The organism is Marinobacterium lutimaris (genome assembly GCF_900108065.1).
GTDB lineage: Bacteria > Pseudomonadota > Gammaproteobacteria > Pseudomonadales > Balneatricaceae > Marinobacterium_D > Marinobacterium_D lutimaris.
Map to the genome: position 1 here is coordinate 1,521,695 of NZ_FNVQ01000001.1, position 22,788 is coordinate 1,544,482.

Genomic DNA, 22,788 nt, shown 5'->3' on the forward strand with positions numbered 1-22,788 from the left:
CGTACAACAAGGCATGACAACAGGATTCCCCGACCAGTACCTGGTGCTTGATTGTCAAAGCACCGGCCCACGCCCCACTCGTGACCGTTTGATCGCTGTCACGCTGACGCTCATTGAGCAGAGCAAGGTGCGCAACCAGTGGCAGACGCTGATCAATCCGCAGATGCGGGTAGCTGATCGAAGCTTCGCACCGCTGGGGATTGCGAACGGCGATCTCGACGCCGCTCCCGATTTTGCCAGTATCGCCTCGTTGCTGGAGACCATGCTGACAGGCCGGGTTCTGCTCGCTCATCACGCACGGCTTCAATACGCCTTTCTTAAGCAGGAGTTTCGCCGGGTCGGTGTCAGGTTCAATGCCCGACCGATCTGTACGCTTAAACTGTTGCGGCAGCTGCTACCGGGCCAACAGGACTATACCCTGAATCATCTCTGCTCTCTGTTCGGAATCTCAGCATCCCACTATCGCGACATTGCTCAAAACAGCGACCGGCTGGTTCAGCTGCTGGCCGCGCTGGAACGGGAACTGCCCGCGGCACAGCTTGAATCGGCATACCGTTCGCAGCTTAGCCATCGCGCCCTGCCTGCGGCTATCAGTAAGCAGATGCTTGATGCCATCCCCGACCTGCCCGGCGTGTACCGCTTTTACGGCGACAACGACCGCCTGCTTTATATTGGTAAATCGGTGGGTCTGCGCAGCCGTATCCTCAGCCACTTCAACCAGGACCACAGCGACCATCGCGAAATGCGGCTGGCGGAAACGGTCCAGCGCATCGAACATGAACTCTGTCTATCTGACTTCAGCGCCCAACTGCTGGAAAGCGAGCAGATCAAGGCACTGAGCCCGGCGTACAACCGGCGCCTGAGACGCACTCAGACACTCTGGCAGATTGTGCTCAAACCGGACGCTAACGGCTATCTCGGCATCAGTTTTGTTTCCGCCGGGATGGATGAGCCGGATCTGATCACCCAGCGTTATGGCCTGTTCCGTAACCGCACCCAGGCGCAACAGCGGATCACCCGGCTCATTGATGAGCAGGGTATTTGCCGTAAAACCGCGTGGTTGGAAAAAGGCGCCTTGGGCAAGCCTTGCTTCGGCTTTCAACTGCACCGCTGTCGGGGAGCCTGTTGCGGCAAAGAAAGCCCGAAAGATTTTAACGCAAGGCTGCTGGCTGCCATGGATAAACTGCGTAACCAGACCTGGCCCTGGCAAGGCCCCGTGTTGGTCGAAGAATCCGGCGATGCGCGCAAAGACCTGCATCTGATCGAACAGTGGGTTTACTACGGTAAGGTCCGCGGTCAGGATAAGGCCCACGAAAGGCTCGCATCCGATGAACGGCCAGCCTTCGATCTGGACAGCTACCGTATACTGCTGCGGTTTCTCAGTGATGAGACGCTGATGAGAACTAACCGGCTGAGAATCCAGCCGCTCTTCAAGGAGGATACACCCCAATGACACCCTGGCACTCACGACTCGGTTACGCCGGCCTGATTCCCTTTATCGGCCTGAGTGCCCTGGCGCTGCAGTCTTTTCCCGGCGCTTCCTACTGGCTGCTCACCTACGCGGCACTGATCCTCAGCTTTCTCGGAGGCCTGCTCTGGTGCGCGAGCCTCAACCGGCAGGTGCCCACCCATGCCCTGTTTGTCTCGGTCGGCGTGATGATCTGGGCCTGGGTCTGGTTGCTGATGCCGCAGTTCAGCTGGTATCTGCCGGGGGCGATCACCTTTGTACTGCTCTGGCTTTATGAACGTATCTACCTGTCCGATGCCTACCCACGCGAATTCATGCGCCTGCGCGAGTGGTTAACAGGCTTGGCAGCACTCAGCCTGTTTCTGGCGGGCAGCTTCGCAACCCCGGGGGTATAATCCCGCTGTTCCGGTCTTACTCGCATACCAGAAGCCTGATATCAGATGCCCACAAGCAGCACCGACCTGTTCCAGTTAGATACGCCTAAAGGCGCTGATTTGGACGATCCCCGCTATTACCTGCGCAACTTCCATACCCTGACCGACTGGGTGGAGACCTACCACGGCGATCTGCTGCTGGATAGCGAACGGAAGCGGCTGGCGGCGCTGCGGGATCTGCCGGAAGAAGCGCGCTGTCTGCTGGTGCGGATGGTGATGCGCTCCGGTGAGCTGTTTCGGCAGAGCAAGCTGAACTACTTAGAGATCGGCGATATCGCTACGCCCCTTCAGTTACTGGAGCAGCAGGGCTGGGTAGAACTGGACCCCGCCATCGATGTTGTTCATTTCTGTGCCCTGGTAACCCGTCCGGAACTCAGTGCAGCCTTTAAAGATGAACTGGCCCCCCTTCCCGCTTCGGCAAAAAAAGCGAATCAGATCGCCCTGTTGGCGGACCTATATGGTGACGAACTCAAACCGTTCAGCCAGTGGTGGCCCGAAAGCCAGGACCTACTGGCGAGACTTACCGATGATGACCTGCTCAGCCGTCTGCGGCTGATGTTCTTTGGCAACCTGAGCCAGGACTGGAGCACCTTTGTGCTGACCGAGCTGGGCCATCACCGTTACGAAAGCGTGGCGTTCTCACCGGAATCCCGCGCCTTCGCCAGTCGCGACGAGGTGGATCATTATCTGCAGATGCACGCGCTTAGAGATCTGTTGGATTGCGCTGAAAACCCTGCGGATATCTACCATGCTCTGCCGACAAGGCCCGAAAACAGCTGGCTGCAAAGCCGCTACAGCCGCCTGCTGTTCCAGATCGCCCGTGAGGCGGAACGTGCCGGTGACAGCGAGTTTGCCGCAGAACTTTATGCGCAAAGCCAGCATCGTGAGGCTTTGATCCGGCGCTTTCGTGTGCTGGAAAAACTGACACCGACCGAGGCGACGCTGGCAGTTCTGCGCGAACAGATGGATGATCAGCTGCGCCCGGAGGTTCAGGAGGCACTGGAGCGTATAGAACATCGCTTGGCCCGTAAGCTGGGCGAAAAAAAGAGCGCCTCTCGCAAGACCGACAACCTGCCCCGTATGGATCTAAGCCTGCCGGCATCGGGCTACGTGGAAGGTGCCGTGGCAGAGCATCTCGGCAGTGAATCAGCGCCCTGTCTGCATGTGGAGAACAGCCTGATAAACGGCCTCTTTGCCCTGCTCTGCTGGGATGTGCTCTACGCACCGCTGCCCGGTGCTTTCTTTCATCCCTTTCACGCGGCTCCCGCCGACCTTAATCGACCCGACTTTGTCGAACGGCGCCGGGCGCTGTTTGAAGAGCGCCTGGCGGGCCTGACCAGCGATGAGTACAAAATCCTTATCCGACAGAACCTGGCCGACAAATGGGGTATCACCAACCGCTTTGTACACTGGGGGCTGCTGACGGCAGACGTTGTTGAGCTCGCCCTGGAGTGCATCCCCGCAGCGGATCTGAAGGTCTGCTTCCGCCGTCTGCTGGAGGATATTCCCGCCCACCGCTCTGGCCTGCCGGATCTGGTGCAGTTCTTCCCGGCAGAGCGCCGCTATCGCCTGATCGAGGTAAAAGGCCCCGGCGACCGCCTGCAGGATCACCAGCGCCGCTGGCTCGATTTCTGTCTGGCAAAGGGTATGGATGTGAGCGTCTGCTATGTGACCTGGTCGGATCTGGCTGATCTGTCCGATGCTTAGATTCCCGAAGCTTGACCAAACTGACGCGAGCGCATCTCCAGCGCCATCGACACAAAAAGCTGGATCTCCGGCAGATGGGTGCGCGACTTCAGCCAGACCAGGTGCTCCTGCACCTCCTGGCTTGCCTCTTTGATCGGCACCGCGCTGTAGCTCGGGTCAGGCCGGATATCGTGGCTTAGCGCAAACCCCACCCCCAACCCCTGAGCCACCGCTTCGCAGATATCGGAGCGCACGTTCATCAGGATATTGGAGCTGGGCGCGAGCCCCTCGCCCGCGAATGCTGCATCTACCATCTGCTGGGTGAAGGACTCTCTGCGCGAGAAGATCAATGACTCATCGATCAGGTCATGGACGCTGACACTTTCATCAGCGGCGAGAGGATGTTCAGGATGCAGGATCGCCACCAGCTGATGCGCATGAAAGGTCAGGTGGGAGAGTCCAGCACCAGGTTTAGGCAACGGAAACAGACCTATATCCACCTCCCGCGCCAGCACATGTTCACGGCATTCGTCGGTCGTGCCAGAGGTTATCTTCAGCGTCGCCTCGGGGTATTGCTGGCGAAACGCGGCCAGCAGCGGCATAAAGACGAGCGGCGATGCGGTGGCGATATGGATCTCCAGCGAGCGCTCGTCACCGGCAGGGTTGATCAGCGACTGCACCGAGGCATCCAGGTCCACATACTGACGGGTAATCTTGTACAGGCGCTGGCCCAGATCGGTGGCCCTGACCCCCTTGCTGGTGCGCTCCAGCAGTGGCACATCGAAGCGGCCTTCGATCTTGCGGATCTGCGCCGTAACCGCGGGCTGGCTGACACCGAGCAGATCAGCGGCGCGGGTAAAGTTGCCCTGCTGAATGGTGGCGTTAAAGGCGCGGATCTCGGTCAACGTAAGATCCGATACCGACTCTTTCTTCAGCATCTGGCGATAACTGGCTCACGACTGGGCGCTTCAATCACCGGAATCGCCGAGATCAAACGACGCGTGTACTCCTCCTGCGGGTCTAGGAAGATCTGTCGCACACTGCCCTGTTCCACCAGCTTGCCGTGCTGCATGACGCAGATATGGTCGCAGAGGTTCGCCACCACACTGAGGTCGTGGGAGATAAACAGAATCGTCAGGCCCAGCTCATCGCGCAGTTCCCGCAGCAGGGTCAGAATCTCTGCCTGAATCGATACATCCAGCGCAGCTACCGCCTCATCCGCTACCAGAAACTGGGGATCGGACACCAGCGCCCGGGCGATACTGATGCGCTGCCGCTGACCGCCGGAAAACGCATGGGGAAAGCGGCGCAGATGACTGACCTCCAGATGGCAGCGTTTGGCCACCGCGATCACTCGCTGATCCACCTCTTCGCGGGAGGAGCAGATTTTCATCGCCTCCAGCGGCTCGGCGATGATATCGCGCACGGTCATGCGCGGGTTCAGCGAGCTGTAGGGATCCTGAAATACCAGTTGCGCCACCCGGGCGAACTTGCGTCGGTTGATCCGGCTCTTGCCATCCAGCCGGATCGGCGAATCTACATGGTAAACCACCTCGCCAGCGCTGATCGGCGCAGCGCCAAGCAGCGCCTTACCCAGCGAGGTTTTGCCCGAGCCACTTTCGCCCACCAGCCCGATAATCTGCCCCCTGGGCAGATCCAGGCTCACATCAGGTACCGCGTTGAACGCTTCCGCCTTGCGCCGCCCGGACTGAGGGTAGCTGATCGACAGGTTACGCACCGACAGCAGCGGCTCGGGTTTATGCGCCGGCGGCTGCGGCAGGTTATTCAGGTGCGGCAGCGCATCCAGCAGCTTGCGGGTGTAGTCATGCATCGGCGCATGCAGCACCGCCTGGGCGTGGCCTTCTTCCACCATGCGGCCGCGCTTCATCACCGTGAGCCGGTCAGCCACCTTGGAGATCACACCCAGGTCATGGGTGATAAACAGGATCGCCATGCCGAGCTGTTCGCGCAGCTCCATCATCAGATCCAGCACCTGGGCCTGTATGGTCACATCCAGCGCCGTGGTGGGTTCATCGGCGATCAGCAGTTTCGGTTTGGTGGCCAGCGCCATGGCGATCATGGCGCGCTGGCGCATACCGCCGGAGAGTTCGAACACATACTGATCGAAGCGCTTCTCCGGCTCGCGGATACCGACCCGCTCGAAGAGTTCGATACCGATCTTACGGGCGGTCTGCTTATCGTGGCCGAGGTGCAGGCGGATGGTTTCCACGATCTGGTCACCGATGCGGATCGCCGGGGCGAAACTGGCCATCGGCTCCTGGAAGATCATCGATACTTCGCCACCGCGGACGATGCGCAGGTCCTTCCCGCGCAGTTTCAGTACATCCACACTGGGATCACGATGCAGCTGGATACGGCTCTGGCGCTGGATCATCGCATTGCCGGGATTGAGCCGCATGATCGTTTTGGCGGTGATCGACTTGCCGGAACCGCTCTCACCCACCAGCCCCATCACCTCGCCCGGTTCGATATGCAGGTTGAGATGATCGACGGCGCGGATCTGGCCTTCCGGGGTGTTGAAGTCCACGGTCAGATCGTTGATTTCGAGTAATGGCATACGGGGCTTCTGCTCCAGTCTCATTGGTTGCGCTCCGAATAGGGATCGGCGGCATCTCGCAGGGCATCACCCACGAAAACAAACGCCATGATCAGGGCAACGAACACCACCACCGGGAAGAACTGCCACACCATGTTCTGCTGGATATCCGGATCCTGGGCTTTCTGCAGCAGCACACCCAAGCTGTTGACCGGCTCGGTCAGGCCTAACCCAAGGAAGCTCAGGCTGGTCTCGGCGAGGATCACGTAGGGGAAGTTGATCAACGTATCGACGATGATGTAGCTGGAAAAACTCGGCACCAGGTGGCGCCAGATAATACGCCCGGTGGAGGCGCCGGAGAGCTGCGCCGCCAGCACGTAATCCTGGTTGCGCTCTACCAGGATATGGGTGCGCAGGCGCCGACCCAGGGTGGCGAAGTCCAGCGCGCCGATTACCAGGGCGATGGCAAAATAACGCTGCACCGGGGTCAGATCGATCTGCGACAGCGCCACGGCGCAGGCCAGGTAGATCGGGATCGGCGGAATCACCCGCACCGCCTCGGTAAAGCTCATCAGCACCGCGTCCACCCGGCCACCAAAGTAGCCGCTGACGCCGCCCACCAGCAGCGAGGTGAACAGCTTTACGATCAGCGCGACGATGGCGATGCTGATGGTGACCCAGACCGCATGCAGGGTGCGGCTGAACACATCCTTGCCATCCTCATCCGTGCCCATCAGATGCAGCTTGCCCTGCTCCACGCCAAACAGATGCAGGTCGGAGCGGAGATCGATACCGAGCCAGCCGATCTCCAGCAGGCTGTATTCCCAGCCGCGTACGAAAAACTGCAGGTAGCGGCGCTGCTCCCTGTCTTCGATAAATTTGTTCTGTGACGAGGCGCTCAACGCACCGCTGGAGGTGAGCTGATCCAGCGCATTCAGATCGCCACCGGCCAGCGCGCTGAGATCGAACTTCGGCTTCTCTTTCGAATAGGTGTAACTGAACGGGCGCAGCGAGCAGCCGTTCTCATCGCAGAAGTTCAGCGCCTGGGGCGCACCGCGACGATACTCGGCATCGGCACCGCGGATGGTCGGGTCCACCGGTGAGAAGAACGGCGCAAACAGCCCCATCAACACCAGCGCCAGCAGAATAGTCCCGGCGATCAGGCCACTGGTTTTCTTCATGAACCGGGCGCGGATCAGCGCGAACTGTCCGGCGGTGTAATAGGCCTCCTCCTCGGAGGCGGCTCCCTTGCGGCGCCACTTGGCGGGAATGGCAAACATCACTGGCCTCCTGAAATAACACTGCGGCGTACGCGGGGGTCCACGGCGGCCAGAATCACGTCGGTGAGCAGGTTCATACCGATCACCACCAGCGCCACCAGAAACAGGATTGCGGCGGCCAGCTCCTGATCGTTGGTCATCGCCAGCGCCTCGATCAGCAGACCGGCGGCATCGGTGAGGCCGATCACCACGGCCACAATTGGCAGGTCATTGAACACACGCTGGAAGTCGAAACCGACGGAGTTGAACAGCGGGCTGATGGAGTGGCGCACCGGGTAGCGAGCCCAGAGCGAGAAACCCTCGACGCCGCGCGCCCGGGCCGCCTCGACGTAGAGTTTGTTGGACTCATCCACCACCAGCGCACGCACGGTCTGCAGCTGCAGCGCAGTGGCAGCCCAGCCGATAACGAAGATCGGCAGCCAGATATGACCGAGGAAGTCGCTAAGCTTGCCGAACTGGAAACCGCTGTCGGTAAACCAGGGCACGTTTCGCCACTCATCGGAGAACAGGCCAGTCGGCGTGGGTTCGCCGGCAAAGACGTAAAGCAGGATGATCGACAGTGCCAGCAGGAAGTTGGGCAGCGCTAAACCTAAGTAGCTGATGATGCGCAGCTGCAGGTCGATCAGCTTATTGAAGCCGAGCAGCAGCGTATTGGTGAAGCGCTCACGCGGAGAGCTCTGCGGATCACGATCCGCCCATGGCTTGTTCAGCACATAGGCAGAGAGGATGCCGAACGGCACCGCGATCAGGTATGCCAGCAGCAAACCCGCCAGACAGAAACCCAGGCTCATCCAGAAACGGTCGCCCACCGCGAGGTTCACCGACTGGCGCTTGGCGCAGCTGAAGCCCAGATCGCCACGCAGGGTAAGGTCGGTCACCCAGTTGCCCCAGCGCTGCAGCATCGGCTGATCCAGCCCCATGCGGGCGCGCTCGGCATCGATGGTGGCCTGACTGATCATCTCCCCCTGGGTGTTTTTGTAGGCGATGTACTTCTCGGCGCAATCGCCGGGCAACACCTCCATCAGACCAAAGACGACAAAGCTGACCAGCAGCAGCGTGCCCAGCGCCATCAGGTAGCGGTGCAGTACGTAATGAAAGTAGTCGCTGTTGCGCGCCGCCAGCCAGAGCACGGCGCCGGTGATGAGCAGAATCCAGAGCAGCCAGGTGTTGGCAAAAAAGTCGATCATGCTGCGTTCCAGTTAACTATCGGATATTTCGGAAGAGGCGTGTCCTTCTGCGAAAGGTCGCCGCGGGTGCGTACGGCACTTCCAGAAAGAGGCCGGTACCGCGGCTGCGGCACCGGCACTTAACCTTGCAAAGAGCGCTTATAAAGCGAGTCTTACTCGGTCAGGAACCACTGCTTGGGCTGGTACGGATAATCCCAGTAGTAGTCGGCAGATGCTGTCTTCTGAACGTTGAAGTTCTTCAGCTTGTTGTTGTAGTAGATCGGGCTCACCGCCTTCACGGTACCGATGATGAACAGATCATCCACGGTGCGCTTGGCGATCTCGAGGCCTACCTTCTGCGACTCTTCGCTGCCCAGCTCCAGGGTGCCGAACTGCTCGGCCAGCTTCTGCATCTCGTAGACGGTCTGCGGCGGCTTGGTGCCTTCGGCACCGTTGGAGCTCAGGTACTGCCCCCACTCCATACCGGTACGCAGTTCGAAGAAGGTGCCATACGGCGGCAGCATCCATGCAGGGTCGGTGGCCAGGGAGAACTGCGGCTTGCCCATGTTCCAGACGCTGACTTCCAGATCGTTTGCGGTCTGGGAGTTGCGGTACTCGTCGCTGGTTACTTCCTTGATGCTGGTTTTCACGCCCACATCGGTCCAGTTGGCGGCGACCATCTCAACCACCTTGGTAGCTACGCCCTGGGTGGTGTACTGGATATCCAGTTCGAACTTGGCGCCGGAAGGCAGATCGCGCAGGCCATCGCCATCCTTGTCGATCACGCCGGCGGCATCCAGCAGCTCGGCGGCATTGGCGGTGTCGAACTCGGTCCAGGCTGACTTCACCTCATCGGTAACGAACGGCGCGGTATCGGCATCGAACGCGGTGTACTGGGCCGGTTTACCCAGGCCAAAGTAGGCTACCTCGTTGATCTGGTCGCGGTTGATCGCCACGGACATGGCGCGACGGAAGTTGACGTCGTTGAAGACTTCACGCTTCTCCGCATCCTTTTCGGTCAGGTTGAACGAGAAGGTGGTCATGCCGATGGTCGGACGTAGCGCCACCTGGTAGCCGCCCTTCTCCTTGTTCTCCAGCAGTACCGGTGCGGAGGTCAGGTTGACCGCCTGGGTTTTGTAGTCGATCTCGCCGGCGATCATCTTGGCGCTCTGGATATCCTCGTCGCCGATGTAAACCTCGCTGATCTCGTTGATATACGGCAGCTGGTTACCGGCGGTATCCACCTGGAAGAAGTACGGGTTGGCCACCAGGCGACGGCCTTCCAGCGTATCCTCAACCACGATGTGAGATTCCAGCGTCGGTGCGGTGGCGGTGAAGCCAGCGTCGACCAATGCCTTGGCCTTGGCGGCATCCTTCAGCAGTGGTGTCGGTACGTCTTTCCAGTCGGACTGACCGTAGTAGAACTTCACCGCTTCGTAACCATTCTCGAAACCGAGTGACTGCGCCAGCTTGTCGGCGTCCGGGTTAACCTCCGGGTGGAACTTGCCGATGAGGTGCTTGGGCTGGAACGGCTGAGCGTAATCGGAGGCGAACATGGAGGTCATGCCCGGCTTCGGCAGGTTCAGGGTAAAGCGCACGGTGGTGTCGTCCACCGCTTCAACCTTCATCGGCTTGCCATCGGAAAGGAAGCGCGCGTTCGGCTCGGCGATCACGTTCTTGTCGAGAATCAGGTTGTTGTACCAGAAGACGATATCTTCAGCGGTGAACGGCGCGCCATCGGACCACTTGTGACCTTCACGCAGCTTCAGCGTCAGCTCAGTGTAGTCGTCGTTCCAGCTCCAGGAGCGGGCCACGTTAGGCACCACGGTGCTCAGGTCATCGCTGAAACGAAGCAGGTTCACATGACGCACAGAGAGCAGATCGGAGGTACCGGACTCGGTGGCCTTGGAGATACCATCCAGCACGCCACCGTAGCGACCCACTTCGCTGTAAGGCACAACCACCAGCGGCTCCTGCGGAATGCGGTTAGCCAGCGCGGGCAGTTCCGGGTTTCCGGCGATGCGTGCGTTCAGCTCGGCAATTTCCGGGTTGGCGCTGAAGTTCATCACGCAGTCATGACTCGCCTCGAATTCGTCCTTTTCGAACAGGTGCGGGTACTTGCCGCCCTGCTCCGGACCTGCCACGGTGGGGCAAGCGGCCAGCGCGCTGCCTGTCACCAGCGTTGCAATACCGGCTGCGATACTTTTCGCTAGGAACTGCTTGGTCATGCTTATCTTCCTGTATTAAGCGGTTTCGGGAGTGTTGGATCGCGGTGTCACGGAATCGCGGGGTGCTGCCCCCTGCACAAAGCAGATATTTTCCGGGTCATCCCAGCGCAGAATCGGCCAGCCGCGGCGTTCGGCGATTTTTGTCAGCCGCTCATCCGGGTTGGTGGCAAAGGGGGTATCGACCTGTTCCAGCAGTGCCAGGTCATTGATCGAATCGGTGTAGAAACGGGCGCCCGCCAGCGTCTTCTGCTGCTGTTCCAGCCAGGCGTGCAGGCGGGAAACCTTGCCTTCGCGGTAGGTCGGAATACCCTCAATCGCGCCGGTATAGCGGCCGCGTTCAGACAGTTCCAGATCGATGGCCAGCACATCGGCCACGCCCAGTTCCCCGGCCACCGCCTGCACCAGAAACGCAGGGGTTGCCGAGATAATCAGCGGGAAGCGCCCTTTCTCACGCTGATGCTGGATCAGCGCCCGCGCCTGCGGATAGATACGCTCGCGTACATAGCCATCGATAAACGCCGGCATCAGCGCCTGCACCTCTGCCGCCGGGATATGCCGCAGCGGCTTGAGCATGAACGCCACATATTCCGGCATCGACAGGGTCTCGTCGGCGTAGCGCTGCATCAGCTCCTGTTCGTGATCGACAAAGGTGCCATCGGCAAGCCCGGTATCGACCATGAAGCGGCAGAACAGCGAGGCGGTATCGCCGCGAACCAGGGTTTCATCCAGATCGAAAATCGCCAGTGTCTCAAGCGTCATCAGGGCGTCTCCTTCAACAGCGCGCGGATCTCCGGATTCTCGCTGCGCTGGATGCCTAGCAGCTCAAGCGCCAGCGGGCAGATTTCGGTCTGGCGCAACGCCGAGTGTTCCACCTGGCTGAAGCGCCCGCCGATGGTGAACAGCGGCACTTCGCGCTCCTCCGCCAAAGTGCCGCCGTGGGAGCAGTCGTTATTCATGCCATGATCGGCGGTGATCAGAATCTGGTAGCCGGCGCGGATCCATTCCGGCAGATGGTGCGACAGGGCCACATCGGTCATGCGTGCGGCGTTGCGATAACGGCTGCTGTCGAGGCCTTCCTTGTGGCCAGCATCGTCGATATTCATCGGGTGGATCAGCAGAAAATCCGGGTCGTGCTTGCGACGCAGCCACTCGCCGTCGAGCATCAGGTGGTCGTCCGGGTAGTGGTCCAGGTGGTAAAAGCAGCCGTGCTGGATCGGCAGTTCCGGATCGTCGGTGAAGCGGTCTCGTACTGCATCGTAGGGGGTGCGGTTGTACAGCTCGGAGATCCAGTGGTAAGCCGCAGCGGCCGTCACCATGCCGGCATCACGTGCGCGGTGGAAGATGCTGCGCTGGTTGGAGTTGCGGGTGATGTTGTTGTGACTGATACCGCTGAGCGCAGGTGTCACGCCGGTGAGAATAGTTTCGTAGAGCGGGCGTGATAGAGAGGGTAACTCACACTCCAGCTTATACAGCCGGGCGATTCCCTGCTCCGTCAGGGCATGCATAAAGCCCATGCAGCTGCGGGCCGTTTCATATGCGAGGCCGTCCAGTACGACCAGTATCACCTTGTCTCTCATAAATACCTGAATCACGGGTTAGTGTGCCCAACAGGTTAAAAATAAGAGATTGCCGATTCGTGACGGCTTAAAGATATATTGATGACCAGCTTATGTATTTGCTTAGAGACCCAAGGATTATTTATGCGATGACTTCAAACCGTCATCACTTTTTCCTGGCCAGCAAAAAGCCCCGCTGCCACCGCCCTTTTCTGGGGAAGTTACAACGGGGCTGAATGTTTTAGTGCGATCAAGCGCTAACCTGCAGGATGCTCTCCCTTGGCCAGACGGCGTTCGATCTCTTCAATCACCGGAATGATATCGGCCACCGAATCGATGACGTAATGGGCACCGGATCTGGCCATAATATCCGTCGCCGCGGCTCTTTTTTCCGCCTGTTCATTGATGCTGAGGGCCTGCCACTGCGGCAGATCCAGCCCCACCTGGTTGCCGCTAATAGCAACACCGATGGTCCACATACCGGCGTTAAGCCCTTCCTCTATTCCCGTGGGCGTATCGTCCACCTTGATGCAGGCGGCCAGATTACTGACACCCAGTTCCATGGCGTTACGCAGACTCATATGCGGCCAGGGTCGCGCCTTGGGGACTTCGGTGGCACAGACATTGGAGCCGGGTGCATAGCCTTGGTTTGCCGCGAGTTGCAGCAACTCAGGTACCATTTCCGTGGCGTAACCGGTGTTGCCACCCAGGCCGATGCCGCGTTTGCCGGCCCAGGCGGCGAACTCCGCCATACCGGGAATCAGCGTTGCGCGCTCGCGGATCGATTCCACCTGCAGCGGGATCAGCTTCTCGTAAAGACGATCCACATCTGCACTACTCGGCACTGAGCCAAACCGGGCCTTCCAGCTTTCAGCCACGCGCGGCATCTCGCAGATCAGCCGCACATGTTCGCGCTTCTCACTGCCCATGGGCTTGCGCGCCTCTGCTTCGGTGATAGGAACACCTTCTGCTGCGAACAAGCGGGTAAATGCATGGATAGGCGCCAGTGAACCGAAGTCCACCGTAGTGCCGGCCCAATCCAGAATCACGGCCTGAACGGGGCCGGTATAGTGTCGTTTATACGAGTACATAGTCAGTTCCTCAGGCTTGGGTGGCATTGCTGACCCGGTTGGGCAGTGTGATATTCATCTCATCAAGCGCGGCGCTGACAGCATCCAGCAGCTCCTTAATATCCTCAGAATAAAGCTGGCCGATCACACCCAGCCGAAAGGTTTCCGCCTGGGTCAACTTGCCGGGATAGATAATGAATCCGCGTTTTTTCATCGCCGCATAGAAGCGAGCAAAAACAAAATGTTCGTCGGCCGGTGAGAGAAAAGTGATGATCACCGGCGAGAGCCAGTTGTCATCCAGCAGGGTTTCAAAGCCAAGGCCTCGCATGCCGCTCACCAGCAGATCACGATTGCGGCTGTATCGGGCAAGCCTGCCTTCCACACCGCCCTCTTCTGCATGCTCCTTCACCGCCTGCAGCGCTGCCGCTACCACATGGGTCGGCGGCGTGTAACGCCACTGCCCGCTGCGCTGCAGATAGCGCCACTGATCGTAAAGATCCAGGCTCAGCGAGTGCGCACGCCCTTCGGCTTGTTGAAGTACCGTCTCGCGGATCAGCGCAAACGCGAACCCGGGCACCCCTTCAAGGCACTTGTTCATGGAGGAGATCAGCGCGTCGAAGCGGATCCGCTGCGCATCGACAGGGATAGCACCGAAACTACTCATCGCATCGATTATCAGCGACCGCCCTTCACGTTCGACCAGCTCGGCGATCTCTTCCAGCGGATTTAATATGCCGGAGCTGGTTTCACAGTGAACCAGCGCCACCTGGGTAATTTCTGGATCGGCTGCCAGCGCAGCACGCACATCCTCGGCACGCGGTGGCTCGTAATCGCCCTTGTCGAGCAGTACAAAGGGGCGGCGTAAACGGGAAAGAATCGCGGCGATACGCTGGCCGTATGCACCGTTCGCCAGCACCAGCACCTTGTCCTCAGGGCCAACTAAGGTGCCCAGCGTCGCCTCCACCGCAAAGGTGCCGCTGCCCTGCACTGGCACACAGACATGGCTGGAGCCCGCGTTGGCAATATCGGTAAGTTGGCAGCAGAGCGAGGCTGTCAGCTCGCTAAAATCACTGTCCCAGGAACCCCAGTCTTTCAGCATCGCCTTTTTCACGCTGGCGGTCGTGGTTATGGGACCCGGCGTCAGCAGCTTGGCCGGCTTATCGATGGCTGGATCATCACACATGCAGTTATCCCGTTCCTGTTGGTCTGGAATAGCACTCTAAGCCAAGGCGACCGGGAGAAGCGTGACGTTTGGGTGACCGTAAAAAAGCTGCAGTTAGCGCTATAAGAAACGGTTATGGACGAGATCCGTTACTTAACTCTTTGCAACGAAGCGCAATAGGAATACGGGTCAGAGGTGAGAAGCTTGAGAAGTCGCCGAAACGAAGGGAAAGGAGTGGAGCGGGTGATGGGAATCGAACCCACGTTAAGAGCTTGGGAAGCTCCCGTTCTACCATTGAACTACACCCGCTCTACGAGCTACTCGATTAGAGCACAGCTTAGCCAAATGGCGCAACGTACTGATTGAAAGGGGTTAAACCAGTTAGCCCCGATAAAACTCGGGGGCACTGGCTTCGCTAGGGGTTCTGCCGCTTAGTGGCTGAACACGCGCCCGGTCATGGAAGACAGGGATGCGAAAAAGTGTTTGATCTGGTTTGCAACCTGGCCTTTGAACTCTTTCATGGCAAGGGTCCGCAGTTCGTCTTCGCTCAGCTGGCAAAGCTCAAGTGCAACCTTGAAGCCTTCGTCGATATCCTGACGATAGCGGTCCCCGCCCAGGTTGTATGCAGATCTCATATGTGAGTTGTAGTAAGCATACGGATATTTCATGCGGGTCACCTTAGTATCTAATTCGTACCTGTTTGAGAGACTGGCTATCCTCTTTCACCCATTTAATGGCTGGTTGAGGAGGATTATCGCTCTCGACAGGTATTAGACTAACGTCTTAGATCCTGAATGACTAACGCTTAGATGTACACCAAAAGATGAATATAATTCATCTATATTGCAGCTACTGAATTCTCAGCCGGCGTTGGCCCGCTGATGACGCTCATACAGTTTCAGCAAGACGCGCGATACCGCCACAAAACCGAAGGTGGCGGTAACACAGGTGGATGCGCCAAAGCCACCGGAGCAATCGAGACGGGTCTGGCCATCGTGCAGGGTTTTCTGCTGGCAGACGGAGCCATCCGGCTGGGGATAACGCAGCTGCTCGGTGGAGTAGACGCAATCTACGGCAAAACGGCGACCGCTCTTGCTGAAACCGAAGTGGCGACGCAGCAGGTTGCGCAGCTTGGCGGCCAGCGGGTCGTGTTCGGTACGGCTCAGATCCGCAATGGTGATGCAAGTGGGGTCGATCTGACCGCCGGCGCCGCCCACGGTGATGACCGGGATCTTGTTGCGCTTGCAGTGGGCGATAATCGCGGCCTTCACGCCAACGGAATCGATGGCATCGATGACGTAATCAAAGCGGTCATCGAGCAGATCGCGCACATTGTCCTGGGTAACAAAGGACTCCACCTCATGTACCAGACAATCAGGGTTGATATCACGCATGCGATCCGCCATAACCGCCACCTTGGACTGCCCCACCGTTGAGCTGAGCGCATGGATCTGGCGGTTAGTGTTGGTGACACAGACATCATCCAGATCGATCAGCGTAATCTCGCCCACGGCAGAACGGGCCAGCGCTTCCGCTGCCCAGGAACCGACGCCGCCGATGCCGATCACCGCGATATGGGCGTTGCGGTAAAGCTCCACCGCTTCCTGCCCGTAAAGCCTTTCGGTGCCGCCAAACCGCTGGTCCTGCTCTGCTGTCACAATCCGCCTCGATGCTCTTTAATAGGGATAGAATATGGATAAAAGTCTAGATGATGGTCAGAAATCGTCGTCGGTCAGTTCGGTGAGAACCGTCTCGCCGCATTTGTTGCAGCGTCCTTCGATAAAGATGATGCCGTAGAGTTCGTACTCTTTCGGTTCGCTCATGCCCAGGTTCAGCTCCTGGCAGTTGTCGCACCAGGTTTCCTGCAGGAACAGCGCCTGCTCGTCGGCATCGCGCGCATAGAAGTCTCGGGGAATGGCTGTTTCACTCATCGCTTTGCCTCCGCTAAAACCGGCGCATCATACCGCCGGGTGTCCTGCCTTGCCAGCGGAGCGCCATTTCAGCGCAGCAGGATCACCGATAGCAGCGATGGCATCGATCACCTCCACTCGCTGAAACAGCTCGCCCTGCTGCGGATCGGCGCGAAAGACATACTCCTGCGCATCCAGTGTGAAGCTTAGCTGCCAGGCGTGCAGGTAACCGCGATCCGGCGCTTCAGTTACCGCCTCGTGGTAGATCGGATCACCGATGATCGGCGCGCCCACGCTTTTCAGCGCGACACGAATCTGGTGGGTTCGGCCGGTGCCTGGCTTACAGAGAAGCAGTCGCAGACCAGGAGCGGCGGAGTAGCTGTAAAACTCGGTGATTGCCGGATTCTCGCGGCTGCGCAGCAGTTTCCAGCTACCGCGACGGCCCCGTTCCATATCACCGATCACCTGCCCCTGCTTTTTAGTGGGCTTTTTATCGCTGAGCGCGAGGTAGAACTTTTCCACCCGCTGCTCACGAAACAGCTCGGCCAGGCGGTTACAGGCATCGGCGGAACGGGCCAGCAGAAGCAGCCCGGAGGTGATGCGATCGAGGCGGTGCACCAGCCAGAGCTTCTCGCCCCGGTCCTGCTCCACCTGCATCACCAGACCCGTTTCGGACTGGTCGCGATGCACACTGATACCAGGTGCTTTATCAATCACCAGGAAGTGTTCGGTCTCTGCATGGAGTCTGTACATCGGCTGATCCGGCGGCGTTAGGGAGACGCGATTTTCCGGAAAAGCCGATGGGGGATCAAGCGGATGCGGACAAAAGCCGGGCGATCTGCTCAGCCTGACCGCTGAAAATACGCAGCTCCCAGTAGCCGTGCAGATGGTCTGTGCAGCGCTCCGCATCCAGGTGCAGCTCAAGACATCCCGGCGTGGGCAGTTCCAGTTCAAGGAAACCGTCAGGCTGACGCGGCCGGATCACGTCGAGCACGATCAGCCCGGTACTCGAAGCGATCAAGCGCGATGGAGCCACAGCCACGCTGCCATGAAACCAATGACGCGCCATTACCGCGCGGGTGCCGCGAAGCGGCGAGACCCGGTGCGCCAGTGTCATCCTGACATCGGGGATTTCGAGCCAGTAGAGACTCTCTTCCCCAGCCGTGTCATCCATGGAGACACTTTCCGGACAGGGGAAAGATCGAGATTGAACCACCGAAGCATCAAACATGCAGTCCTCCCAAAACGGATTCGTTAAGGCAGTCTTGTTAAGGCCAAGTATCGTTTAGGCAAAGCACTCCCGAACCGGTGCACACTAGGTGCGTCCGCTGTTCAGAATTCACTCAAGCATAAAACTTTCGGTGGATGAGAATGTGAAGCTGTGGTGACGTCTTGATGACAACGCTGGAAGCGTCTTACCAATCCATCACCTGTTTGACGAAGGGCACGGTGATGCGGCGCTGAGCGCTGAGAGATTCGTGATCGAGCTTATCGAGGGTAACCAACAGGTTGGCCATATCGCGGCTGCCGTGATGCATCAGGTAACGCACCACCTCGTCGCTCAGCTTCAGGCCGCGGGCCTCGGCGCGGGCCTTGAGGGCGATCTCCTTGGTCTCATCGTCAAGCGGGCGTACCTGGAACACCAGACCCCAGTTCAGGCGCGATTCCAGGTCCGGCAGTTTCAGCCCCAGAGAACGCGGCGAACGGTCCGCCGCCAAAATCAGTACATGACCAATGGCACGCATGCGGTTGAACAGGTGGAACAGCGCCTCTTCCCATTCCGGTTGCCCGGCCACACGTTCGACATTATCGATACAGACCAGCTGCAGCTGGTCGAGATCTTCCAGCAGCTCGGGGCCTGCATGGCTCAACTCGGCCAGCGGCATGTAGACAGCGGTACGGCGCACCGGATCGGCGGCATGGCAGCAGGACTGCAGCAGATGAGAACAACCGACGCCGGCATGGCCCCAGAGGTAGATATACTGCTCCCCCTGCCCCTGAGCGGCACGCTCGAGCTCGGCACGGGCCAGCCCGTTGTCGCCCGACACGAAGTTCTCGAACCGCGCGTCGTCACGCAGGCCGATACCCAGAGGTAGCTGAATTGGCGCCTTTTTCCTACTCATTTCACTCTACTTCACCGGTCGATTCCGGCTTGTCGGAGCTATACAGCCGACTGCTTTTATAGCCTTCGTGCAGGTGCCGCAGCAAAACCATGATTACTGCAGCCACCGGCAGCGCCAGCAACACACCCACAAATCCGAACAGCTGGCCGCCCGCCATAATGGCGAAGATCACGGCAACCGGATGCAGACCGATGCGATCACCCACCAGCAGCGGCGTGAGCACCATCCCTTCCAGCGCCTGACCGATACCGAACACCAAACCAACCCAGATCAGAACCATGGGTTCCTGAAACTGTACGTAGGCCGCAACCGCAGCCACCACGATGCCAACGAAGAACCCCATGTAGGGAACGATGCTCGCAAGGCCGGCAAGCATACCAATGAGCAGCGCAAGATCAAGTCCGACTATCGATAACCCCAATGCATAGATCACGCCCAGGGCGCACATCACCAGCAGCTGACCCTTGATAAACGCACCCAGCACCTCGTCGCACTCCCGCGCCCACAAGGTTACCCGCGGCTCCAGGTTGCGCGGCAGCAGACGCTGAATTTTCTCCATCATCAGGTCCCAGTCGCGCAGCAGGTAAAAGGTCACCACAGGGATAAGCACCAGGTTGGCCACCCAGGCGGCTACGGCAAGGCCGGAACGGGTCAAGCTGCCCATGATCTGCGCCGCGAGGTTGCCGGTCTGCTGCCAGTGACTGCGGAAGAACTCCCGCACGCTGTCGATATCCGGACGGTTAATCGGCACACCCAGGGTGTTTTCGATCCACGGCAGCAGACGGTTATGCAGCACATCCAATGCCAGCGGGATCTGCCGGATCATGGTCTGGATCTGTTCGCTGAGCTGCGGAATCAGCAGCAGCACCGCCGCCACCATGATCAGCGACAGGAACAGGAACACGATCACCACGGCAAGGGTACGACTGGCCCCGCGCGCTTCCAGACGGTCGGCGACAGGGTCAGTCAGATACGCCAGCAGCGCCCCGACCAAAAAAGGAGAAAGTATCGGGGCAAGCAGGTAAACCAGTACACCGACGACCAGCGTCGTGATCAGTAAAAACCAGCGTTGGGACTCACTCAGTTCCATCCAGTTGTTCCTCCGTTTCCCCACTCGGGAGTTCTTCTACCGCCGGGGCGGTGACCTGAGGCCCCACCCAGGAGTAGACGCCGCTACTCAATTCCGTGATACGGCTGTCGCCCACCAGCAGTGAGCGCAGGCTCGGGCCGGTGCCATCCAGTTCGATAATCAGTTTGAGTCCGCTGCCGGTGCGACCGGCGGTCACCACCCGGGTCACACCCGGCTGCTGGTTGAGCCAGCCACTCAGGGTCAGATAAGCAGCAGCGCTGTTGAGCCCCTGTATCTCGATCTCTTCGCCTGATGGCAGGTATTCGTCAACTGCAACCGGCTGCAGCGGCAGAGAACGCTGACCGCCGCTGATCTCCTCAACGCCAAAAAGACTGTTGGCGACCTGATCGACCATGCGGCGCAGATCGATCGGTTCGAGCTCGCTGTTAAGGCTGACCTGGCTGGCATCGCTGAGCAGCATCCAGTCCGCATTGGACTCCATCAGATGACCTACCAGCACCGCATCCGTGCCATAGCGCTGCGAAGCCTGAAGCACCGCTTCGGTGGCAAATCCCGCGAGCTGTGACGGCTCCAGCGCCAGTTGATCGGTCAAATCCAGCAGCGGATCGCGCATCGGCAGGCCGCGTTCGGCGGCGGATGCGTGCAGCTGGCGGTAAATCTCGGCTGAGGGTTCGACAAGACTGGCGTCGGCGCCGTTGCCGCGTACCAGCCAGACCAGCAGTTCGGGGCGATCTTCCGGCATCACCGGCATATCCAGGCTGTTCATCAGCTTGGTCAGGGCCAGCGGATCAAAGGCGATACGATCCGGCTCCGCGGCGGGAGCCAGCAGCAGAGAGGCGTTATCGAGCACCGTCTCATAGGCGGGATTATCCAGAATCTCACGACGTCCGCTCACCTTCACCATCACCTGCGCCAGGGCGCTGCGCAGCTGCTGCTCCTGCGGCGCCTGAGCGTTAACACTGGCACTGAACAGTTGCTCTACCGGCGCCGCAGCCACCGACAGGGGCATCACGGGCAGAAGAGCAAGAAACAGGTTTCTAAGCGTGGACTTGAACAACAACATCAGCGCCTTTTCCTCTGGCTGGGGCAAACACCGGTATCAGCCCTCCCTGCGCCGCACTGAGCAGCTAGGGGCCGGTTCATCATGGGCGCTGCCAACTCTATCACAGAACGAAGAAAACTATGATTAGCACTGTAGCCAGCCTCACACATTGAGGCGCCACGAATTTGTTCAGCCTTTCCTGAACAAGGGTGGCGCGAAAACTGGCCTTACACCCACCCGGCGCTGTAAACTAGGCGCCTTCTTTAACGCTACTCTTCCCGCTGTTGAAAGGTTGATTCGATCCATGTCTACAGGTTCTGAGAAAACATCCCTGAGCTACAAGGATGCAGGTGTTGATATCGATGCCGGCAATGCGCTTGTCGAACGTATCAAAGGCGTCGCCAAACGCACCTCGCGCCCCGAAGTGATGGGCGGTCTGGGCGGCTTCGGCGCACTGTGCGAACTGCCCGCCGGATATCGCAAGCCGGTACTGGTCACTGGTACCGACGGCGTCGGCACCAAGCTGCGCCTGGCGATGGACCTGGGCAAACATGACACCATCGGTATCGACCTGGTGGCCATGTGCGTCAACGACCTGGTCGTTGCCGGTGCCGAGCCGCTGATATTCCTCGACTACTACGCTACCGGCCACCTGAACGTGGATATGGCCGCTGACGTGGTGACCGGCATCGGTGCTGGTTGTGAACTGGCAGGCGCTGCGCTGGTTGGCGGTGAAACCGCCGAAATGCCGGGCATGTACGAAGGCGACGACTACGATCTGGCCGGCTTCTGTGTCGGCGTGGTCGAAAAAGACGACATCATCGACGGCAGCAAGGTCAGCACCGGCGACACCCTGATCGCCCTCGCCTCTTCCGGCCCGCATTCCAACGGCTACTCCCTGATCCGCAAGATCTTGGAAGTCAGCGATGCAGACCTGCAGATGCCCATGGGTGACAAGACCCTGGCCGACGCACTACTGGAACCGACCCGGATCTACGTCAAACAGCTGCTGAAACTGATCAAGGAAAGCCAGGTTAACGCCCTGTCCCATATCACTGGTGGCGGCCTGCTGGAAAACATCCCCCGCGTACTGCCGGACAACGCCAAGGCAGTGATCGATACCAACTCCTGGGAAATCCCGGCCGTGTTCAAATGGCTGCAGGAGCAGGGTAACGTCGAGCAGCGCGAAATGTACCGCACCCTGAACTGCGGCGTGGGCATGGTGATCTGCGTTCCGGCCGACAAGGCTCAGGAAGCACTGGACCTGCTGGCTGGCGAAGGCGAAACCGCCTGGGTGATCGGCTCCATCGAAGAAGCCGCCGCAGGCGAAGAACAGGTGGAACTGCGGGGACTCAGCGCCTGAGATGAGTGACAAAAGGATCGTCGTACTGATCTCCGGCAGTGGCTCCAACCTGCAGGCGATCATTGATCAGATCGACAGCGGCCGGATCTCCGGCCGCATCGCTGCGGTTATCTCCAACAAGGAAGAAGCGTACGGCCTGACCCGTGCGGCGAATGCCGGTATTGCCACGACGGTGCTGAACCACCGCGACTACGCGGACCGGGAAGCGTTCGATGGCGCCCTGCAGGCGACCATCGATGCCCATTCACCGGACCTGGTGGTACTCGCCGGCTTCATGCGGATTCTGACTCCGGAGTTTGTGCGTCACTACGCCGGACGCCTGTTCAATATCCACCCGTCACTGCTACCCAAGTACAAAGGACTGCACACTCATCAGCGCGCGCTGGAAGCGGGTGATGCGGAACACGGTTGCACCGTGCATTTCGTCACTGAGGAACTGGATGGCGGTCCGCTGGTCGTACAGGCAGCCACCCCGGTGCAGAGCGGGGACGATGCCGACAGCCTGCAGCAGCGTGTACATCGACTCGAGCACCGGATCTATCCACTGGCGGTAGAGTGGTTCTGCAGCGATCGCCTGCGCCTCGATAACGGCCAGGTGCTTCTGGACGGAGCCCCCCTTCCCTCATCGGGATACCGCTACGCTAACGAGTAGT

22 protein-coding genes and 1 tRNA gene are annotated in these 22,788 nt (G+C 59.5%); 5 read left to right on the top strand and 18 right to left on the bottom strand.

Features of this window, described 5'->3' with window-relative positions; all coding sequences use genetic code 11:
* Positions 1 to 13: 13 nt before the first annotated feature.
* From C4S72_RS06775 to C4S72_RS06785, 3 genes are read left to right on the top strand one after another with little or no spacing between them, the layout of a single operon-like run.
* The gene (locus C4S72_RS06775; RefSeq protein WP_160115461.1) at positions 14 to 1,453 is read left to right on the top strand and encodes a 3'-5' exonuclease family protein; all 1,440 of its coding nucleotides are present in this window, start codon (positions 14 to 16) and stop codon (positions 1,451 to 1,453) included.
* Positions 1,450 to 1,863 (top strand): DUF3429 domain-containing protein, encoded by a 414-nt coding sequence (locus C4S72_RS06780; RefSeq protein ID WP_104002267.1) that lies wholly within the window; start codon positions 1,450 to 1,452, stop codon positions 1,861 to 1,863. Before C4S72_RS06775 ends, C4S72_RS06780 begins: the two co-directional genes overlap by 4 nt.
* Positions 1,864 to 1,908: 45 nt before the next feature.
* Positions 1,909 to 3,609, top strand: a complete 1,701-nt coding sequence (locus tag C4S72_RS06785) for a VRR-NUC domain-containing protein (protein WP_104002268.1) — start codon at positions 1,909 to 1,911, stop codon at positions 3,607 to 3,609.
* Here C4S72_RS06785 and C4S72_RS06790 read toward each other — a convergent pair.
* From C4S72_RS06790 to C4S72_RS06875, 18 genes are all read right to left on the bottom strand, one after another.
* The gene (locus tag C4S72_RS06790) at positions 3,606 to 4,526 is read right to left on the bottom strand and encodes a LysR family transcriptional regulator (protein ID WP_104002269.1); all 921 of its coding nucleotides are present in this window, start codon (positions 4,524 to 4,526) and stop codon (positions 3,606 to 3,608) included. The genes C4S72_RS06785 and C4S72_RS06790 overlap by 4 nt on opposite strands.
* Positions 4,520 to 6,166: a dipeptide ABC transporter ATP-binding protein gene (locus C4S72_RS06795; RefSeq protein ID WP_235009065.1), complete on the bottom strand. Its 1,647-nt coding sequence runs from the start codon at positions 6,164 to 6,166 to the stop codon at positions 4,520 to 4,522. The genes C4S72_RS06790 and C4S72_RS06795 overlap by 7 nt, the downstream gene beginning before the upstream one ends.
* 20 nt (positions 6,167 to 6,186) lie before the next feature.
* Positions 6,187 to 7,425 carry an ABC transporter permease gene (locus tag C4S72_RS06800; protein WP_104002271.1) on the bottom strand — a complete coding sequence of 413 codons (1,239 nt, stop codon included), beginning with the start codon at positions 7,423 to 7,425 and terminating at the stop codon, positions 6,187 to 6,189.
* Positions 7,425 to 8,612, bottom strand: a complete 1,188-nt coding sequence (locus C4S72_RS06805) for an ABC transporter permease (protein ID WP_104002272.1) — start codon at positions 8,610 to 8,612, stop codon at positions 7,425 to 7,427. Before C4S72_RS06805 ends, C4S72_RS06800 begins: the two co-directional genes overlap by 1 nt.
* Positions 8,613 to 8,764: 152 nt before the next feature.
* On the bottom strand, positions 8,765 to 10,819 hold the full coding sequence (locus C4S72_RS06810; RefSeq protein WP_104002273.1) for an ABC transporter substrate-binding protein: 2,055 nt from the start codon (positions 10,817 to 10,819) through the stop codon (positions 8,765 to 8,767).
* 15 nt (positions 10,820 to 10,834) lie between these two features.
* Positions 10,835 to 11,578, bottom strand: a complete 744-nt coding sequence (locus C4S72_RS06815) for an HAD family hydrolase (protein WP_104002274.1) — start codon at positions 11,576 to 11,578, stop codon at positions 10,835 to 10,837.
* Positions 11,578 to 12,396, bottom strand: coding sequence for an alkaline phosphatase family protein (locus C4S72_RS06820; protein ID WP_104002275.1), 819 nt, complete (start codon positions 12,394 to 12,396; stop codon positions 11,578 to 11,580). Before C4S72_RS06820 ends, C4S72_RS06815 begins: the two co-directional genes overlap by 1 nt.
* A 236-nt stretch (positions 12,397 to 12,632) precedes the next feature.
* Positions 12,633 to 13,466 carry a phosphonoacetaldehyde hydrolase gene (gene phnX / locus C4S72_RS06825; protein WP_104002276.1) on the bottom strand — a complete coding sequence of 278 codons (834 nt, stop codon included), beginning with the start codon at positions 13,464 to 13,466 and terminating at the stop codon, positions 12,633 to 12,635.
* 10 nt (positions 13,467 to 13,476) lie between these two features.
* Positions 13,477 to 14,628, bottom strand: a complete 1,152-nt coding sequence (locus C4S72_RS06830; protein WP_104002277.1) for a 2-aminoethylphosphonate--pyruvate transaminase — start codon at positions 14,626 to 14,628, stop codon at positions 13,477 to 13,479.
* A gap of 214 nt (positions 14,629 to 14,842) precedes the next feature.
* Positions 14,843 to 14,916, bottom strand: a tRNA-Gly gene (locus tag C4S72_RS06835).
* A gap of 122 nt (positions 14,917 to 15,038) precedes the next feature.
* Positions 15,039 to 15,275, bottom strand: a complete 237-nt coding sequence (locus tag C4S72_RS06840; RefSeq protein ID WP_104002278.1) for a hypothetical protein — start codon at positions 15,273 to 15,275, stop codon at positions 15,039 to 15,041.
* Between the two features lie 192 nt (positions 15,276 to 15,467).
* On the bottom strand, positions 15,468 to 16,265 hold the full coding sequence (tcdA, locus tag C4S72_RS06845; protein WP_104002279.1) for a tRNA cyclic N6-threonylcarbamoyladenosine(37) synthase TcdA: 798 nt from the start codon (positions 16,263 to 16,265) through the stop codon (positions 15,468 to 15,470).
* 57 nt (positions 16,266 to 16,322) lie between these two features.
* A complete protein-coding gene (locus tag C4S72_RS06850; RefSeq protein ID WP_104002280.1) occupies positions 16,323 to 16,538 on the bottom strand; it encodes a hypothetical protein in 216 nt (71 codons plus the stop codon).
* A gap of 27 nt (positions 16,539 to 16,565) precedes the next feature.
* A complete protein-coding gene (locus tag C4S72_RS06855) occupies positions 16,566 to 17,270 on the bottom strand; it encodes a TIGR01621 family pseudouridine synthase (RefSeq protein ID WP_104002281.1) in 705 nt (234 codons plus the stop codon).
* A 55-nt stretch (positions 17,271 to 17,325) separates the two neighbouring features.
* Positions 17,326 to 17,691 carry a hypothetical protein gene (locus C4S72_RS06860; RefSeq protein WP_104002282.1) on the bottom strand — a complete coding sequence of 122 codons (366 nt, stop codon included), beginning with the start codon at positions 17,689 to 17,691 and terminating at the stop codon, positions 17,326 to 17,328.
* 241 nt (positions 17,692 to 17,932) lie between these two features.
* Entirely contained in the window at positions 17,933 to 18,640 is a 708-nt protein-coding gene (hda, locus tag C4S72_RS06865) for a DnaA regulatory inactivator Hda (protein WP_104002283.1), read from the bottom strand.
* Position 18,641: 1 nt separating this feature from the next.
* Positions 18,642 to 19,724: an AI-2E family transporter gene (locus tag C4S72_RS06870; RefSeq protein WP_407657699.1), complete on the bottom strand. Its 1,083-nt coding sequence runs from the start codon at positions 19,722 to 19,724 to the stop codon at positions 18,642 to 18,644.
* On the bottom strand, positions 19,717 to 20,793 hold the full coding sequence (locus C4S72_RS06875; protein ID WP_146071869.1) for a DUF2066 domain-containing protein: 1,077 nt from the start codon (positions 20,791 to 20,793) through the stop codon (positions 19,717 to 19,719). Before C4S72_RS06875 ends, C4S72_RS06870 begins: the two co-directional genes overlap by 8 nt.
* A gap of 283 nt (positions 20,794 to 21,076) precedes the next feature.
* Between C4S72_RS06875 and purM the strand changes: the two genes are divergently transcribed.
* Positions 21,077 to 22,135 carry a phosphoribosylformylglycinamidine cyclo-ligase gene (gene purM / locus C4S72_RS06880; protein WP_104002286.1) on the top strand — a complete coding sequence of 353 codons (1,059 nt, stop codon included), beginning with the start codon at positions 21,077 to 21,079 and terminating at the stop codon, positions 22,133 to 22,135.
* Between the two features lies 1 nt (position 22,136).
* Positions 22,137 to 22,787, top strand: coding sequence for a phosphoribosylglycinamide formyltransferase (purN, locus tag C4S72_RS06885; RefSeq protein ID WP_104002287.1), 651 nt, complete (start codon positions 22,137 to 22,139; stop codon positions 22,785 to 22,787).
* Position 22,788: the final 1 nt, after the last annotated feature.

Excerpts from the sequence above, each read along its gene's own strand:
- C4S72_RS06775 (WP_160115461.1), top strand. The coding sequence starts at position 14 with ATGACAACAGGATTCCCCGACCAGTACCTGGTGCTTGATTGTCAAAGC.
- C4S72_RS06780 (WP_104002267.1), top strand. The coding sequence starts at position 1,450 with ATGACACCCTGGCACTCACGACTCGGTTACGCCGGCCTGATTCCCTTT.
- C4S72_RS06785 (WP_104002268.1), top strand. The coding sequence starts at position 1,909 with ATGCCCACAAGCAGCACCGACCTGTTCCAGTTAGATACGCCTAAAGGC.
- C4S72_RS06790 (WP_104002269.1), bottom strand. The coding sequence starts at position 4,526 with ATGCTGAAGAAAGAGTCGGTATCGGATCTTACGTTGACCGAGATCCGC.
- C4S72_RS06795 (WP_235009065.1), bottom strand. The coding sequence starts at position 6,166 with ATGCCATTACTCGAAATCAACGATCTGACCGTGGACTTCAACACCCCG.
- C4S72_RS06800 (WP_104002271.1), bottom strand. The coding sequence starts at position 7,425 with ATGTTTGCCATTCCCGCCAAGTGGCGCCGCAAGGGAGCCGCCTCCGAG.
- C4S72_RS06805 (WP_104002272.1), bottom strand. The coding sequence starts at position 8,612 with ATGATCGACTTTTTTGCCAACACCTGGCTGCTCTGGATTCTGCTCATC.
- C4S72_RS06810 (WP_104002273.1), bottom strand. The coding sequence starts at position 10,819 with ATGACCAAGCAGTTCCTAGCGAAAAGTATCGCAGCCGGTATTGCAACG.
- C4S72_RS06815 (WP_104002274.1), bottom strand. The coding sequence starts at position 11,578 with ATGACGCTTGAGACACTGGCGATTTTCGATCTGGATGAAACCCTGGTT.
- C4S72_RS06820 (WP_104002275.1), bottom strand. The coding sequence starts at position 12,396 with ATGAGAGACAAGGTGATACTGGTCGTACTGGACGGCCTCGCATATGAA.
- phnX (WP_104002276.1), bottom strand. The coding sequence starts at position 13,466 with ATGTACTCGTATAAACGACACTATACCGGCCCCGTTCAGGCCGTGATT.
- C4S72_RS06830 (WP_104002277.1), bottom strand. The coding sequence starts at position 14,628 with ATGTGTGATGATCCAGCCATCGATAAGCCGGCCAAGCTGCTGACGCCG.
- C4S72_RS06840 (WP_104002278.1), bottom strand. The coding sequence starts at position 15,275 with ATGAAATATCCGTATGCTTACTACAACTCACATATGAGATCTGCATAC.
- C4S72_RS06850 (WP_104002280.1), bottom strand. The coding sequence starts at position 16,538 with ATGAGTGAAACAGCCATTCCCCGAGACTTCTATGCGCGCGATGCCGAC.
- C4S72_RS06855 (WP_104002281.1), bottom strand. The coding sequence starts at position 17,270 with ATGTACAGACTCCATGCAGAGACCGAACACTTCCTGGTGATTGATAAA.
- C4S72_RS06860 (WP_104002282.1), bottom strand. The coding sequence starts at position 17,691 with ATGGATGACACGGCTGGGGAAGAGAGTCTCTACTGGCTCGAAATCCCC.
- hda (WP_104002283.1), bottom strand. The coding sequence starts at position 18,640 with ATGAGTAGGAAAAAGGCGCCAATTCAGCTACCTCTGGGTATCGGCCTG.
- C4S72_RS06875 (WP_146071869.1), bottom strand. The coding sequence starts at position 20,793 with ATGTTGTTGTTCAAGTCCACGCTTAGAAACCTGTTTCTTGCTCTTCTG.
- purM (WP_104002286.1), top strand. The coding sequence starts at position 21,077 with ATGTCTACAGGTTCTGAGAAAACATCCCTGAGCTACAAGGATGCAGGT.
- purN (WP_104002287.1), top strand. The coding sequence starts at position 22,137 with ATGAGTGACAAAAGGATCGTCGTACTGATCTCCGGCAGTGGCTCCAAC.